Origin of the sequence: Flavobacterium sp. N2550 (assembly GCF_025947265.1) — a bacterium.
In the GTDB taxonomy this organism is placed as follows: domain Bacteria; phylum Bacteroidota; class Bacteroidia; order Flavobacteriales; family Flavobacteriaceae; genus Flavobacterium; species Flavobacterium endophyticum.
On the sequence record NZ_CP110007.1, the window covers coordinates 3,700,657 to 3,715,199 of the forward strand.

The 14,543-nt window shown below is 41.4% G+C and carries 17 protein-coding genes; 10 read left to right on the forward strand and 7 right to left on the reverse strand.

What is annotated here, in order from left to right; translation table 11 throughout:
* Position 1: 1 nt before the first annotated feature.
* From OLM56_RS16595 to OLM56_RS16620, 6 genes are all read left to right on the forward strand, one after another.
* A complete protein-coding gene (locus tag OLM56_RS16595) occupies positions 2–493 on the forward strand; it encodes a hypothetical protein (protein WP_264527764.1) in 492 nt (163 codons plus the stop codon).
* A gap of 28 nt (positions 494–521) precedes the next feature.
* Positions 522–977, forward strand: a complete 456-nt coding sequence (locus OLM56_RS16600; protein WP_264527765.1) for a GNAT family N-acetyltransferase — start codon at positions 522–524, stop codon at positions 975–977.
* A complete protein-coding gene (locus OLM56_RS16605) occupies positions 974–1,426 on the forward strand; it encodes a GNAT family N-acetyltransferase (protein ID WP_264527766.1) in 453 nt (150 codons plus the stop codon). Before OLM56_RS16600 ends, OLM56_RS16605 begins: the two co-directional genes overlap by 4 nt.
* 79 nt (positions 1,427–1,505) lie before the next feature.
* Positions 1,506–2,105 carry an N-acetylmuramoyl-L-alanine amidase family protein gene (locus OLM56_RS16610; RefSeq protein ID WP_264527767.1) on the forward strand — a complete coding sequence of 200 codons (600 nt, stop codon included), beginning with the start codon at positions 1,506–1,508 and terminating at the stop codon, positions 2,103–2,105.
* Positions 2,106–2,187: 82 nt separating this feature from the next.
* On the forward strand, positions 2,188–2,796 hold the full coding sequence (locus tag OLM56_RS16615; RefSeq protein WP_264527768.1) for a hypothetical protein: 609 nt from the start codon (positions 2,188–2,190) through the stop codon (positions 2,794–2,796).
* 254 nt (positions 2,797–3,050) lie between these two features.
* A complete protein-coding gene (locus OLM56_RS16620; RefSeq protein WP_121374890.1) occupies positions 3,051–4,307 on the forward strand; it encodes a cation:proton antiporter in 1,257 nt (418 codons plus the stop codon).
* Positions 4,308–4,337: 30 nt separating this feature from the next.
* On the opposite strand, the gene OLM56_RS16625 is transcribed toward OLM56_RS16620, so the two are convergent.
* The 4 genes from OLM56_RS16625 to OLM56_RS16640 all read right to left on the reverse strand — a co-directional run bounded on the left by OLM56_RS16625 (position 4,338) and on the right by OLM56_RS16640 (position 8,813).
* A complete protein-coding gene (locus OLM56_RS16625; protein ID WP_264527769.1) occupies positions 4,338–5,750 on the reverse strand; it encodes an FAD-binding oxidoreductase in 1,413 nt (470 codons plus the stop codon).
* Between the two features lie 91 nt (positions 5,751–5,841).
* Complete coding sequence (locus OLM56_RS16630; RefSeq protein ID WP_121374892.1) at positions 5,842–6,273, reverse strand: DoxX family protein; 432 nt, start codon at positions 6,271–6,273, stop codon at positions 5,842–5,844.
* 72 nt (positions 6,274–6,345) lie between these two features.
* On the reverse strand, positions 6,346–7,563 hold the full coding sequence (locus tag OLM56_RS16635; protein WP_121374893.1) for an MFS transporter: 1,218 nt from the start codon (positions 7,561–7,563) through the stop codon (positions 6,346–6,348).
* Positions 7,564–7,607: 44 nt separating this feature from the next.
* Positions 7,608–8,813 (reverse strand): multidrug effflux MFS transporter, encoded by a 1,206-nt coding sequence (locus OLM56_RS16640; protein ID WP_264527770.1) that lies wholly within the window; start codon positions 8,811–8,813, stop codon positions 7,608–7,610.
* A 138-nt stretch (positions 8,814–8,951) separates the two neighbouring features.
* Between OLM56_RS16640 and OLM56_RS16645 the strand changes: the two genes are divergently transcribed.
* The 3 genes from OLM56_RS16645 to meaB all read left to right on the forward strand — a co-directional run bounded on the left by OLM56_RS16645 (position 8,952) and on the right by meaB (position 11,326).
* Positions 8,952–9,359: an Rrf2 family transcriptional regulator gene (locus tag OLM56_RS16645; RefSeq protein ID WP_264527771.1), complete on the forward strand. Its 408-nt coding sequence runs from the start codon at positions 8,952–8,954 to the stop codon at positions 9,357–9,359.
* Between the two features lie 54 nt (positions 9,360–9,413).
* Entirely contained in the window at positions 9,414–10,061 is a 648-nt protein-coding gene (locus tag OLM56_RS16650; protein WP_264527772.1) for an NAD(P)-dependent oxidoreductase, read from the forward strand.
* Between the two features lie 164 nt (positions 10,062–10,225).
* On the forward strand, positions 10,226–11,326 hold the full coding sequence (gene meaB / locus OLM56_RS16655) for a methylmalonyl Co-A mutase-associated GTPase MeaB (protein ID WP_264527773.1): 1,101 nt from the start codon (positions 10,226–10,228) through the stop codon (positions 11,324–11,326).
* A 53-nt stretch (positions 11,327–11,379) separates the two neighbouring features.
* On the opposite strand, the gene OLM56_RS16660 is transcribed toward meaB, so the two are convergent.
* From OLM56_RS16660 to OLM56_RS16670, 3 genes are all read right to left on the reverse strand, one after another.
* Positions 11,380–11,943, reverse strand: a complete 564-nt coding sequence (locus OLM56_RS16660; RefSeq protein WP_264527774.1) for a hypothetical protein — start codon at positions 11,941–11,943, stop codon at positions 11,380–11,382.
* 188 nt (positions 11,944–12,131) lie between these two features.
* Positions 12,132–12,362 carry a hypothetical protein gene (locus tag OLM56_RS16665; RefSeq protein ID WP_264527775.1) on the reverse strand — a complete coding sequence of 77 codons (231 nt, stop codon included), beginning with the start codon at positions 12,360–12,362 and terminating at the stop codon, positions 12,132–12,134.
* A gap of 20 nt (positions 12,363–12,382) precedes the next feature.
* A complete protein-coding gene (locus tag OLM56_RS16670; RefSeq protein ID WP_182492504.1) occupies positions 12,383–13,774 on the reverse strand; it encodes an MATE family efflux transporter in 1,392 nt (463 codons plus the stop codon).
* 223 nt (positions 13,775–13,997) lie between these two features.
* Between OLM56_RS16670 and OLM56_RS16675 the strand changes: the two genes are divergently transcribed.
* Positions 13,998–14,543: a hypothetical protein gene (locus OLM56_RS16675; protein WP_121374900.1), complete on the forward strand. Its 546-nt coding sequence runs from the start codon at positions 13,998–14,000 to the stop codon at positions 14,541–14,543.

Below are 14,543 nucleotides of genomic sequence, written 5' to 3' on the forward strand. Positions count from 1 at the left end.
AATGGAAAAAATAAAAGAACTCATCGGCCTGCTTTTGGCCGATTTTGAACTCGAAAACGAAGACGATATGTGGACGGCCCTGCAATTGGCAGTCGACAATCCAAAGCAGTATCTCGATGATAACGAAGCCGAGTGGCTGCTGGAAGCCGATCCCGAAGGCATTGTGCAGTATGCCGTTTCTAACGAAATTGGCGAGTTTATGATTATCGGCGACAAGATCGACGAGATTCATGAGCTGATTGTCGATGAGCTGGAAGGCGACCTTCCGGCCTATCCCTATGAAAAAAAGCTCAATGCCGCCGACTATATCCAGTGGGTTACGGCCGAGATCAAAAAAGAATATCTCGAGCTGGAACTTATCGAGATCGGCGACAGCTATGGCGACAACATCCAGCTGATGCTTGTATATGCCGAAGACGTGCCCCGCATTAAAGAACTGTGCGAAGCGCTCAACATTCGATGCAACAGTGCCGACGAGATTCTGAAATTTTAGAAGTCCGGCTCAAAAAAGAACAAACAAAATGCCCCTACATTATACCCTACAAAACGTCACAGAACAGGAATACGATAGGCTCGTGCAGGTCTGGGAATCGGCCGTTAAGGCCACGCACCATTTTTTGAAAGAAGAAGATTTTGAATTTTATAAGAACCTGATGCCGCAGTTCTTGAACGCTGTGACCCTAAAAAGCCTTAAGGATGAAAATGGACTGATACTCGGCTTTATAGGCACCGCAGACGGAAACCTCGAAATGCTTTTTGTGCATGCCGACACCCGCGGAAAAGGCATCGGCAAGACGCTGTTGCTGTATGCCCTGCAGGAACTCAAGATTACCAAAGTAGACGTAAACCAAGACAATGCGCAGGCCGTAGGCTTTTATGAACGCTTCGGTTTCCAGACCTACAAAGTCTCAGAAACAGACGGATTCGGCAAGCCCTATCCTATCCTGCACATGAACTTGATAAAAAATACGATATGAAACAATTTAGAGAAGCAAAGCTAGAAGACATCCCACAAATACAAAAAGTCAGGAATTCGGTCAAAGAAAACACCTTGTCCGACCCTGGCCTTGTTACCGACAAAGACTGCGAAGAATTTCTCTTTTCGAGAGGAAAAGGCTGGGTATGCGAAATCGACGGCGCTATCGTAGGCTTTGCTATTGCCGACCTTCAGGATAACAACATCTGGGCGCTGTTCCTGCATCCGGATTATGAACAGCAAGGCATCGGAAAAAAATTGCACGACGATATGCTCGACTGGTATTTCTCGCAGACAAGCCAAAAGGTCTGGCTCGGCACCTCCCCCAATACCCGCGCCGAAGCTTTTTATAGAAAACGCGGCTGGAAAGAAATTGGCTTGCACGGAAAAGGCGAAATTAAATTTGAGATGACAGCCGCCGATTGGAGAAAACGCAAAGACGCGGCATGACTTTTTCGACGATTATTTCCTTTTTGGCAAATATTTTCATACATTCATCGTTTTAGACTACAACCCTAAACTTAAAATGATGAAAAACACCTTTAGAATTTTAGGAATCGCCCTGCTCGCCTTTACAATGTCGTTTACGACACCTGGCAGTAAAAAATTAATCGTGATTGATGCCGGACACGGCGGGCACGACATAGGCTCTACCTACGGTTTCCACTCCGAAAAAGAAATCGTCTCAAAAATTGCCAAAAAGATTGCCACATTAAACCGAAACAGCGAGATCGAGATTGTACTGACCCGCGACAATGACGAGTTTAGCTCACTACAGGACAGGATTGACAAGATCAACCAGCTGCAGCCCGATCTGGTACTTTCGTTACATGTAAACCAAAGCAAAAACGAAACAGCCAGCGGCATTGAAGCCTTTGTAAGCGACGCTAACGAAAAGTTTGAAGACTCTAAAGCCAAAGCAGAAGAATTGGTCGCACTATTGTCTACCGACAAGCTGAAAAGCAGGGGCGTAAAGACTGCACCGTTTGCCGTATTAAAAAAGGCCAAGACTGCCGCCATAACTTTAGAACTAGGCTTTTTGTCTAATGCAGAAGACCGAGGCTATCTTACCAGCGACAGCGGACAGAAAGAAATTGCAGAAAAGATTGTAGGCTATCTGAACCGATAAGCAAAAATTATAAATAAAACATAAAATCCTCTTGCCAGCCCGCCGCCAGAGGATTTTTAATTTATATTTGAAATAAAAAAACATGAAAAAGCTACTTTATATCGTCGCCGTGCTGTTGGTCTCCTTTCAAGGATTCTCTCAAGACGCAGGCTCGCTAAAGGCAAATGCGCAAAAGTATTACGATATTACCGTCAAGCTCGACTATACCATGATGATGGAGATGATCTATCCGAAACTATTTGACATCGTTCCTAAAGAAACCATGCTCACTACCTTGAAGAAGACTTTTGAGGAAAACGAAGGCTTTAAAGTCAAGCTGATGCCCGTAGCGCCGAATTTTGTTTTTGGCGACATTAAGAAAATCGGCAACCAGTCGTTTTCTGTAATCAACCACGACACTGCATTTAAGATCATTTGGGACGAGCCGATTCCGGCAGAAGAAATACAATCCTACATCGATTCGTTCAAGGCTACCATGAATACGCAAGATGTTGTTTATGATGCACCAAACAAAACGATGGACATTAAGGCAAGATCAAAACTAATTGCCGTTGCCGACGAAACAACAAACAAAGAATGGAAGTACCTGACGTATAGCGACCAAATCTTTCCGATGATCTTTAATGAAAAAATAAAAACCGAGCTGGGGCTTGGGCCTGCAGCAGGAGAAGCTGTGATACAAAAAAATTAACCTCTAAAACTAAAAATTATGGCAAAGAGTCAAGACGCAAAGAAAAACGTAAAAAAAGAACCTCTAAAGACCGCTAAGGAAAAAAAAGAGGAAAAAAGAGAAAAGAAAAACAATCCAAAAAGAGATTAGTTAGCTATCCCCAATTCGTTGGGGATTTTTTTGCCAAAATTTTCTAAAAAAGAACCAATCCCTGCCCGTTTTAACCCTCGTTTTTTATATTTGTAAGAATGCCAAAATCATCAATATAATCAACTATGGAATTATACTACTCGTTCTCGGTACTCATCGTACTGGCCTCTTTTTTTGCCTACCTCAACATTCGGTTTCTCAAGCTTCCGGCCACCATCGGAATCATGATTATTGCCATGATCAGCTCGATACTGCTGGTAGTGACCGGTACTATTTTTCCAAAAACATTCATGAATTTCTCCAAACTCATTGCCGAGTTTGATTTTACGGAAGTATTGATGGGCGCCATGCTAAACTTTCTGCTTTTTGCCGGCGCCATCCACGTTAATCTTAAAGACCTGCGCGAGCAGCGAGGCCCTATCATGGTCTTTTCTACCATCAGCGTGCTGATCTCTACGTTTGCTATCGGGCTTATTCTTGACTTTGCTACCGACCTGCTCCATATCAACCTGCCATTTATCTATTGCTTGCTGTTTGGAGCCCTAATTTCGCCTACCGACCCGATTGCGGTACTGAGCATCCTAAAAGATGCCAAAGTACCGAAATCATTAGAAACAAAAATTGCCGGAGAATCGCTGTTTAATGACGGTGTAGCGGTCGTAATTTTTGCCGTAATCCTCAAGCTGGCACAAGACCCGGCGAGCGACTTTTCGCTGCCGCACGTTTCTTGGCTGCTCATACGCGAAGCCTTGGGCGGATTCTTGCTCGGAACTGTTCTGGGCGTACAGTCTAGCAAAGCCATGCGAAAAGTAGACGATTATAAAGTATCAGTATTGATTACGCTGTCTGTCGTAATGGGCGGTTATCTGATTGCCCAAGCCATGCACATTTCAGGTCCGCTGACGATGGTGGCTGCGGGAATCATTATCGGAAACTACGGAAAAAAGACAGCCATGTCGGCTACTACAAAAGATTACCTGAACAAGTTTTGGGAACTGATTGACGAAATCCTCAACGCCATCCTTTTCCTTTTTATCGGCTTTGAATTATTGCTTATCCCGAACATCTTAAGCTTTTGGTCTATCGGGCTTATCTGTATCTTTATCGTGCTGTTTTGCCGTTTTGTATCGCTTTGGATTCCGACCAAGATTATTCCTTTTAAAAAGAAATTTGAATCGTCTACCATAAAAATATTAGTCTGGGGAGGGCTGCGCGGCGGTGTTTCTATTGCCTTGGCCCTTTCGATAGAAGAAGGTCCGCATAAAAAAATCATCTTGGCGATTACCTATTTTGTAGTCGTATTTTCAATAATCGTACAAGGACTCACCATCGGCAAGCTGGCCAACAAGCTGCTGCCAAAAGCCAAGTCGGCCACACTATAAAAAAAGGAGCTTCGTTTGAAGCTCCTTTTTTTATAAGGAATCCGGCAATACTTTGCCCGGATTTAAGATGCCGTTAGGATCAAAAATAGCCTTTATGCCTTTCATCAGCTGTAATTGTACAGGCGAAAAAGCAATGTCCATATAATTTTTCTGTACATAGCCGATGCCGTGTTCGCCAGACAAGGTACCTTTTAGCGAAACCGTCAATTCAAAAATCTCGCGGATGCCTTTTGGTATTTCGGTCTTCCAGTCTTCGTCAGACATGGTGCCTTTGACTATATTTACGTGAAGGTTTCCGTCGCCTGCATGTCCGTAGCACACCGATTTAAAACCGTATTTGTTTCCTATGCTCTTGATTCCTTCAAGCAGTTTCGGCAGTTCATAGCGCGGTACGACCGTGTCTTCTTCTTTATAGATTGAATTCGACTTGACGGCTTCGCCTACCGCTCTTCTCAGCTTCCACAACGCATTTTTCTGGTCTTCAGAATCGGCAAAAAGAATTTCATCGATAGCAAACTGCTCCAACACTTCTGTGATTTTTTCAGCCTCAGAAAACAACACGTCAGGATAATTGCCGTCAACCTCAATCAGCAGGTGCGCCTGTACTTCGTCTTTTATATTCAGGCTGACACCATCCACAAACCGCAGTGTCCAATCGATCGCATCGCGTTCCATAAATTCTAAGGCACTTGGCGTTATGCCTGCCTTAAAGATTTGGGCAACCGCTTCGCAAGCCTGTCCCGAATTAAAGAAAGGAACAAGCATCAGTATATTATGAGAATTCTTTGGCAGCAGCTTCATGACAATTTTGGTAATGATTCCCAAAGTGCCTTCGCTACCTACCATCAACTGCGTCAGATTATAACCTGTAGAATTTTTCAGCGTATTGGCTCCGGTCCAGATAATTTCGCCTGTCGGCAGAACGACTTCCAGATTCAGTACATAATCTTTGGTCACGCCATATTTTACGGCTCTTGCCCCTCCTGCATTTTCGGCCACATTACCGCCAATAAAACAGCTGCCGCGACTGCTAGGGTCTGGCGGATAAAACAAGCCTTTTTCATGAACGGCTTCCTGCAACGTCTGGGTTACCACGCCTGGCTCAACAATAACCTGAAGATTCTGTTCGTCGATATGAAGGATTTTATTAAACCGTTCCATCGAAAGTCCTATACCTTGGTAGATGCTCAAGGCACCGCCGCTAAGGCCGGTCTTTCCTCCGATAGGCGTTACGGGAATAGCATACTGATTGGCCAGCTTTAGTATGGCCGCAATTTCTTCGGCAGAAGCGGGCTTTAAGACTACGCTGGGCGGAAAAACATAATCTTCCGTTTCGTCATGTCCATAATTATTTCGGGTTTCTTCATCTAGAAAAAGAAAAGGCTCGCCCACAATTTCTTGCAGCTGGCTGATCATTTCTTTAGAAAGCAGTTCGGTCTTCATGATAGCAGTTTCAAAAATCAATAAATGATTTTCAAAAATACTATTTATTTGATTGCGGCATTACGCCAGAAAAGGTTTTGTTTTAAATAAATCAAGGTTTTGCGGGCCTTGTATTTTTATAGATGAAATGGTCGACAGAGTATTTACCGCTGCCTGTGACCAACAAGAGTACATAGATCAAGAGGTAGAGTCCTCCTAATTCTTGGTTGTCAAATCCGTCGGCTCCATGAATCACAAAGACTGCAAAAAACATGGTGATAATGAGCGGAATGGTAACCAATCGTGTCGCGAATCCTACAAAAAGCAGACCCGAACATAAAACTTCTGCAAAAACGGCCAGCGATAAGGATGCCGTGGTTCCTACTCCCAAAGGATCGGGGAACTCAAAAGGCGCGCCGGCATAAAGCGTATCGAATTTTTCCACGCCATGAACCAGCATAAAACTGCTGACCGTAGCCCTCACAATAAAAAGCATGATGTTGGAAAGATTCTTGTTCTGTGCGGTACTAAAAATTTTCATCATAATAGCTGTAATTTATGGGTTCTACACCCTATAAATTTACAAAAATTAACAAGATAAAAATGGCAGCCGGAACTAAATTTTCTTCTTCTTGAGATTTGGAAGGAACAAGGCAATGATTCCGATCAATGGCAGATAGGCGCATATCTTGTACACTGCTTCGATACCAATATGATCTGCCGTATAGCCTAGCAAAGCCGAGCCAAGACCTCCCATACCGAAAGCAAAGCCGTAGAAAAGCCCAGAAACCATTCCGAGTTTTTTAGGCAACAACTCTTGTGCATATACTAAGATGGCTGGGAAAGCCGAAGAAATGATAATACCGATAACCACAGACAAGATTCCAGTCCAGAACAAATCGGCATATGGCAGGAACAAGGCAAAAGGTGCTGCTCCGAGAACCGAGAACCAGATGACGTATTTTCTTCCGAATTTATCGCCTAAAGGACCGCCTAGCAGTGTTCCTAAAGCACAAGAAGCCAGAAACAAGAATAGGTGGAATTGTGCATCTTGAACGGAAAGATTGAATTTTTCAATCAGATAGAACGTAAAATAGCTAGACATGCTTGCCATATAGAAGAACTTAGAGAAGATCAATACCAATAAAATGATTACTGAAATGACAATCCTTTTTTGCGACAGGTCCGGCAAAACGACTTCTACTTTCTTTTTGGATCTTAGCGTAAGATGGTTGTCATACCAGCGGGCGATGCTGCCCAAAACAAACAAAGCGATGACGGCAACGATTACAAAAGACAGGATGTATTTCTGCGAATTCGGCACTACAATCAAAGCGACCAATAAGGGTCCGATTGCCGTTCCTGCATTTCCTCCTAATTGAAATACCGATTGGGCCAATCCGCGCTTGCCGCCAGAGGCCAAGAAAGAAATCCTTGAGGCTTCGGGATGAAAAATAGACGAACCAATACCGACCAAGATTACCGAAAGGATGATGATATAAAAATTAGCGGCATACGATAGCAGGATAATGCCCGACAAGGTAAAGAGCATGCCGTATATCTGCGAATACGGCTGTGGTTTCTTATCGGTATAAAAGCCGACAAAGGGCTGCAAGATAGAAGCCGCCATTTGGTAGGCAAAAGTAATCAGTCCGATTTGCGTAAACGTCAGGCTATAGCTGTCTTTTAAGATTGGGTAGACAGAGGGTATGACGGCCTGCAGCATGTCGTTTAACAAATGCGCAAAGGCTATTGAAAAAAGAATCGGATAGACTGTTTTTTGAGTAAGGTCTCTTTTTTCTTGAGCTTCAAAATCTAGTTTTGTTGTATTCATGATTTTTTAAAATAATTAAATCAACTAATCAGACCCGCTTCCCTTTAAGCGAGTTCTGTCCTCCATTTCTTGACTTTCACGTTCAGCACCATGATGATAAAAAAGCACATCGTGCCGCAGAAAAACATTCCGAAGGTCATCGGAAATCTCGTGCCATCGTGCAAGACGCTCACCAATGCAGAAACTCCCGCACCTGTAATCATTTGGATAAATCCTATCAATGCTGAAGCGCTTCCTGCGTTGTATGTAAACGGTGCGAGAGCCAAAGCCGTACAGTTTGGAACCAATAGTCCGAGTGAAAACAAAAAGGTAAAAATCATCGCAATCAGTAGTGCCGGGGTCAAAAGGTCTAGGCCTAGCAGTGTCATTAAAAGTATTGAAACCATCAATAAAGTAAGGCTTGAGATCGTGATAACTTGTAGAGAAGTAAACTTGTTTAGCAACACCCTGTTGAGCTGACTGCCGATGATGAATCCCATGGCATTTGTACCAAAAACCCAGCCGTACTGTGCTTCGGTAAAATCATGGAATTTCATGAACACAAAAGGCGATCCGCTGATATAAGCAAACATGCCCGCCATGGCAATACTGCTGCCAAAAGCGTAAAACAAAAAGGTTTTTTCTTGTAGTACGTCTCTATAATCCTTTAAGATATCGCCTGCTCTAAGCGATTTGGCGCGATCGGGATTTTTGCTTTCTGGCAGGTAAAATATTACGGCTAAGATTAATATCAAGCTAAAAGCAGTCAAGAAATAGAAGATGGTTCTCCAGGTCGAAACAGTCAGTACCCAGCCGCCGATAGTCGGTGCCAAGATGGGTGCCACTCCTACAATCAACATCAAGATTGAAAATATTTTTGCGATTTCGGAAACCGGAAATAAGTCACGAACCACTGCCCTGCTTACAACCATTCCTACACACCCGCCTAATGCCAAAACAACACGCATGGCAATCAGCCAATTGATTGTTGGTGACAAAGCACAACCGATAGAAGCCAAAAGAAAAATCGTAAGACCAAAAACAAGTGGTTTTTTTCTGCCAAACTTATCGGTTATCGGACCGTAAAAAAGCTGTCCGATACTGATTCCGACGAAATAGCTTGTCAGTGAAAGTGCAACTTGAGAAATGTCAGTATCCAATCCTTTTGCTATGGCAGGGAAAGCAGGCAGGTACATGTCGATGCTGAATGGTGCTAAAGCTGATAATCCTCCGAGTATGAAAAGTATGGAGTATTTTTGTCTTGTGGTCATTAAGTAGGAGGAATAATTGAAGTGCAAATTTACGGCATTACCTACAATTAATTGGCAATTGCATTATCATAAAAAAAAGCCAAAATATTTTTTTCGCAATCCATATAGCCATACATTTGTAACATATTTTATTACAGTATGATTTCAGGCAAGTTTGCAATAACGCTTCATATCTTGACGCTCCTCTCTAAATTTCCAGATGAATATCTTTCTTCTGAATTTTTGGCAGGAAGCATGAACCTGCATCCTGTATTGATTCGCAAAGAGATCGCCAACCTGAAAAAGCATCATATTGTAGAAAGTAAAGAAGGAAAAAACGGCGGTACAAAATTGTTGAGACCGGCAGAAAACATCAGCTTAGATGATATTTTCAGGCTTACTTTTGAGAGAGTGACCTTAGGTTATTCTAAAAACGATCCAAATCCAGATTGTCCGGTCGGAAAAAACATCAATAAAAAACTGGACGAATTATACATCGACATCAATGACAAAATCAGCAAAGAACTGAGAGGCATTTCCCTTACAGAATTCTCTAATAAGTTCTAGCTATTTTTTTATTTAAAACTGTAACATTTTTTATTACTTTTAAATTTATATATTATGAAAATCGCAATTATCGGAGCTACAGGATTTGTTGGCTCAAATATTACAAACGAATTGGTAAATCGCGGCCACGAGGTGACAGCAATTTCTAGAAATGCAAAAGATTCAGGGAAAGAAAACTTGAAATCTATTTCGGCTGACATTTTTAACACAAAAGAATTGGCTACGATTTTAAAAGGTCATGATGCTGTTGTCAACGCTTATAATCCAGGCTGGACAAACCCGAACATCTACGATGATTTTATTGCTGGTTCCAAAGCAATCCAAGAAGCGGTCAAACTTTCAGGCGTTAAAAGATTTATCACTATCGGAGGAGCGGGAAGTCTATATGTAGCGCCGGGACTTCAAGCAGTGGATACACCCGATTTCCCAAAAGAATATCATGCCGGAGCTACAGCCGCAAGAGATTATCTCAACTTGATAAAAGAAGAAAAAGAATTGGATTGGGCCTTTTTTAGTCCTGCATTTGAAATGCATCAAGGCATCACGACCGGACGAACAGGTAACTATCGCCTTGGATTAGACAATCCCGTTTTTGACACTAACCAAAGAAGCATCCTTTCGGCAGAAGATCTTGCTGTTGTCATCGCTGATGAAGTCGAAAACCCAAAACACCACCAAGTTCGTTTCACAGCTGCTTATTAATTTTGCTTTAAAGTTTTAGGCATAAGACAAAAATTCATAATTCATAATTCATAATTCATAATTCATAATTCATAATTCATAATTCCCAAAAAACAGTTTCTTTAAGCATCGCCTTTTTGAAACTGTTTTTGTTTTCCTTACTTTTACTTCTCAAAACCGCTACTGTGTCCAAATCAAGCCCACATAAATCAGCCTTACAGGAAAAAGAAGGAATCAACCAGCCCGAAAGTATCGGCAAGGCTTCTGTTGCCCAGATTATACAATCGCGAAAGCGACAACCTTCAGCCCAAGAACTGATTTCAGGAATTTTGAAAGGTGATAAAACGGCTTTGAGTCGAGCTATTACTTTGGTGGAAAGTACGAATCCAAAACATCTGGAAAAAGCCAATGAGATTATCCAAGCCTGCCTTCCGTATGCGAATAATTCTGTAAGGATTGGCATTACCGGAGTTCCCGGTGTTGGAAAAAGTACTTTTATAGAAGCTTTTGGAAAATTCTTGACTTCATCAGGCAAACAAGTAGCCGTATTGGCCGTCGATCCGAGCAGTACCATCTCTCATGGCAGTATCTTGGGCGACAAGACCCGTATGGAAGAATTGGTCAAGGACGAAAAGGCTTATATACGACCGTCGGCTTCGGGAGAAACGCTTGGAGGCGTTGCCAGAAAAACCCGCGAAACCATTATCTTGTGCGAAGCTTGCGGATTTGATACGATTATCATCGAAACGGTCGGAGTCGGACAAAGCGAGACTGCAGTTCATAGCATGGTGGATTTTTTCTTGCTTTTGAAAATATCAGGAGCCGGAGACGAATTGCAAGGCATCAAAAGAGGCATCATGGAAATGGCGGATGCTATCGTAATCAATAAAGCTGACGGCGATAATATCAAGAAAGCTAATATGGCTAAAACCGAATTTAATCGTGCCTTGCACCTATTTCCTGCAAAGAGTTCGGGATGGCAACCTAAAGTCACGACTTGCAGCGCTATTACACATGACGGAATTTCCGAAGTTTGGACTATGATTTCAGACTATCTTGAGCTTACGAAAGGCAACGATTATTTTTACGAAAGAAGAAAAAACCAGAACCAGCATTGGCTTCTGGAAACAATCAACGAACAGCTCAAGCTCAATTTCTTTGAGCATCCTCAAATAAAAAATCTATTAGAAGAAAATAAAAAAGCGGTACAAAATAGCGAAGTTTCCCCGTTTGCCGCTGCACAAAATTTATTACAAATCTATCAAAACAGTAAGAATCTTAAATAAAAACCGCTTCAAAATAAATTGAAACGGCTTTCTTTGTTTGGGGTAAAAGTAATTTAATTTACTGCTATTGCAATGCCATAGAGCTCATCGTTTTCTTGAATTCTATAGTTTCCTGCACGCAACGAGTTTGAGCTAAAACCTAAAGCTTCCACAAGCTCATCGGGAATGATTTGCCCTTCAGGGATACTAAAAGAATTTCCGTTTCTTAGCAACATAGCTTTATCTTCCTCAGTTAAAGCACTTTTGTAAAACTTCATAACAAATGCTCCATTAATATTTGCAGCTTTCACTGGAGTACCGGTTGGTAATGGTTTATAAAAAGTTCTAATAATTGTCCATACATCAAGACAAAATCCATTTGGTTGACTGCAATCTATATTATGGGATCCCCAAGCACGTACAATAAAAGGGAATTCGTAACGTCTGGCCGCCGGATTGAAAGTGTCCGTAGAAGCTTCCTCGGTTTTAATATCCTGCTGATCGTCCTTGCTACAGCTTACCATAATAAAAGCTGTTAAAAAGAGTGTTGCCAATATCGCTTTTACCCCCGTAAACGATACAAGTTTGTTTGTTGTTTGTTTCGATTTTTTAAAATCTCCTTGTAAAAAATTCTCCATAATTTATAATTTAATTGTCCCTACTCTTGGATTGGCTTTTCGGGTTCCGCCAACTTTAGTGTATATCAATTAAATTGTTTTTTTGTTACCCCTTAGTTTTACATTTTCAAAAAAAAAAGTTGCAAAACGGTATAATTAACCGTCTTGCAACCTTTGTGTATTTGGATTTAGTGTTTACGCCAGAATTCTTATTCTTTCTCGTAACGCTCCATTTCTCTGTCGTAAAATTCATTGGCTTCAACAATCAAGCTTTCCATAACTTGATTCAATTCGCCTTCATCAAGATCTTCTGCTTCTTCGAGAAACTCGACCTCGTCGTCTTTTAGATTGATTATAAATCTTGGATAATCCATGTGGATGATAAAAATATCTTCCGGAAAATCGGTATTGTCACCTAGTAAAAATTTTGGTAGTTCCATTTTATTTTAGATTTATGATTTTAGATTGCAGCTACTGGAGCTGCCTCTTTTATTGATTTTTTTGTCAAATAATTAAAGCGAATATACAAAAATACTGCGGCAACTGTCAATCCGGCTAAAAGGCCGATCCAAATTCCAGTAGCTTTGAGTTCCGTATGTTTTCCTAAATAGTACGAAACTGGAAAGCCGACTACCCAATAGGCTGCAAACGTAATGTACATGGGTATCTTTACATCTTGAAGACCTCTTAAAGCTCCTAGCACAACGACTTGTATTCCGTCTGAAATCTGAAAGACGGCAGCTACAAGCAATAATTGTGCGGCTATCGCGATTACTTCTTCATTATCTATAACCAGTGCATTCTTCTCCATATTAAGGAACAGATGCGGCAGGTATTGGTGGAAAAGCACGAAGCAGATTGCAAAAATAATCTCAATAATAATGGCTAAAAGAAAAATAGATCGGGCAACCACCACAAGCTTCTTATAATCTTTAAGTCCTTTTTGGTTGCTTACGCGAATCATGGCGGTAACGCTCAATCCCATAGCAAACATAAAAGTAGCCGATGCTAAACTCAAGGCGATCTGGTTGGCCGCTTGGCTGTTTTTGCCTAAAGAGCCGGAAAGCCAGATTGCCGATGTAAAAAGTGCAACTTCGAAAAACATCTGCAAAGCCGATGGCAGTCCCAAACTTACAATCTTATTGAGCATCGCCTTTTTGATATCTTGGAAACTAAAATTTTGAAAATAAGCAGTCAGTTTTTTATTTCTGGATAAGATCAGGTGCATAAAAGCAAGCATCATAAGCCTTGAAATTACCGTTCCTAAAGCTGCTCCGATAATGCCCATTTTTGGAAAAATCCAAATTCCGTAGATCAGAAAATAGTTTAAGATGACGTGCACGACATTGGCCATGATAATTGCATACATGGAATATTTTGTCATCGAAAGTCCATCGGCAAATTGCTTATATCCTTGATAGACAACTAGTGGAATCAAAGAAAAAGCGACCCAATCAATATAGGGTTTGGCCAAGACGATTACCTCTTCGGGCTGTCCCATATAATACATCAGCGGTTTGGCCAATACGATAACACCAAACAAGGTGAGGCCCAATATCCCGCATAAAAAAAGTCCATGATGGAAAGCCGACCTGATTTTCTGAGTATCTTTTTCCGCATCAGCCTGAGCAATGATTGGAGTTATGGCTGTAGAGAAGCCAATCCCGAGCGAAATGGCAACATAGATAAAGCTATTTCCTAATGAAACAGCTGCCAATTCGGTAGCACCCAGTTTGCCGACCATAATATTGTCGACAATTCCGATTAATGTATGCCCTAGCATTCCTAGTATGATAGGATACGCTAATTTTAAATTATAAGAAAACTCTTTGGTGTATTGATGTAAGCTCACGATATGTAGAAAAATGTGGGGCAAAGATAGCACCATATCCTACAATTCCACACTTTTAAAGATATTTAAATATTTTAAGCAAAAATTGAAACATAAAGCAAATCACTTGCTTTCAAAGCCTTATCATGCTACTAACCTTTTAACAATACTTTAAAAATTAACATTTGGAAGAGTGGCTTTATTATTGTTAATTTTATAGTACTAACTTTTAAAATCCTAATCTATGAAAAATTTGAAATCAATCACAGGCTTATTTGCAGTTTGCATGACGGTTTTAATGACATCGAGCATGTCAGCACAAGAAACCACCTCCGCTATTGGCGCAACCGAAAATTATGACCAAGGGTTTCGTTTAGGGTTTGGAATAAACGGAGGTTTTATATTTGACGATCCTTATGATTTTGCGCTAGGAGCCGATGCGCGTATCCAGTATGACTTAAACCAAAGGTATTCGATTACGTTCACTACTGGGTTCACTAATCTATTTGTGGGCGATGATATTCCTGATTTAGGATTCATTCCGGCAAAGGCTGGTTTCAAAGCCTTTGTATGGGAAGATCGTTTTTATGTGCTTGGCGAGCTTGGAGCTGCTATTCCTGTCACGAATGACTATAACGACACGAGTTTGTTATTAGCGCCAGGAATTGGATATGCCAATAAATATTTTGATGCCAGCATCCGCTACGAATATTACAACGATTTTCCGAGAGAAAATGGCGAAGGAGTCGGACAGCTTGCTTTGCGTCTGGCTTATGGATTTAGACTCTAA

What these genes read in the sequence shown, in the direction of transcription:
- OLM56_RS16665 (WP_264527775.1), bottom strand. Translation starts at nt 12,362, where the DNA reads ATGGAACTACCAAAATTTTTACTAGGTGACAATACCGATTTTCCGGAA.
- OLM56_RS16635 (WP_121374893.1), bottom strand. Translation starts at nt 7,563, where the DNA reads ATGAATACAACAAAACTAGATTTTGAAGCTCAAGAAAAAAGAGACCTT.
- OLM56_RS16615 (WP_264527768.1), top strand. Translation starts at nt 2,188, where the DNA reads ATGAAAAAGCTACTTTATATCGTCGCCGTGCTGTTGGTCTCCTTTCAA.
- OLM56_RS16675 (WP_121374900.1), top strand. Translation starts at nt 13,998, where the DNA reads ATGAAAAATTTGAAATCAATCACAGGCTTATTTGCAGTTTGCATGACG.
- OLM56_RS16605 (WP_264527766.1), top strand. Translation starts at nt 974, where the DNA reads ATGAAACAATTTAGAGAAGCAAAGCTAGAAGACATCCCACAAATACAA.
- OLM56_RS16640 (WP_264527770.1), bottom strand. Translation starts at nt 8,813, where the DNA reads ATGACCACAAGACAAAAATACTCCATACTTTTCATACTCGGAGGATTA.
- OLM56_RS16650 (WP_264527772.1), top strand. Translation starts at nt 9,414, where the DNA reads ATGAAAATCGCAATTATCGGAGCTACAGGATTTGTTGGCTCAAATATT.
- OLM56_RS16610 (WP_264527767.1), top strand. Translation starts at nt 1,506, where the DNA reads ATGAAAAACACCTTTAGAATTTTAGGAATCGCCCTGCTCGCCTTTACA.
- OLM56_RS16620 (WP_121374890.1), top strand. Translation starts at nt 3,051, where the DNA reads ATGGAATTATACTACTCGTTCTCGGTACTCATCGTACTGGCCTCTTTT.
- OLM56_RS16630 (WP_121374892.1), bottom strand. Translation starts at nt 6,273, where the DNA reads ATGATGAAAATTTTTAGTACCGCACAGAACAAGAATCTTTCCAACATC.
- OLM56_RS16645 (WP_264527771.1), top strand. Translation starts at nt 8,952, where the DNA reads ATGATTTCAGGCAAGTTTGCAATAACGCTTCATATCTTGACGCTCCTC.
- OLM56_RS16625 (WP_264527769.1), bottom strand. Translation starts at nt 5,750, where the DNA reads ATGAAGACCGAACTGCTTTCTAAAGAAATGATCAGCCAGCTGCAAGAA.
- OLM56_RS16595 (WP_264527764.1), top strand. Translation starts at nt 2, where the DNA reads ATGGAAAAAATAAAAGAACTCATCGGCCTGCTTTTGGCCGATTTTGAA.
- OLM56_RS16600 (WP_264527765.1), top strand. Translation starts at nt 522, where the DNA reads ATGCCCCTACATTATACCCTACAAAACGTCACAGAACAGGAATACGAT.
- OLM56_RS16660 (WP_264527774.1), bottom strand. Translation starts at nt 11,943, where the DNA reads ATGGAGAATTTTTTACAAGGAGATTTTAAAAAATCGAAACAAACAACA.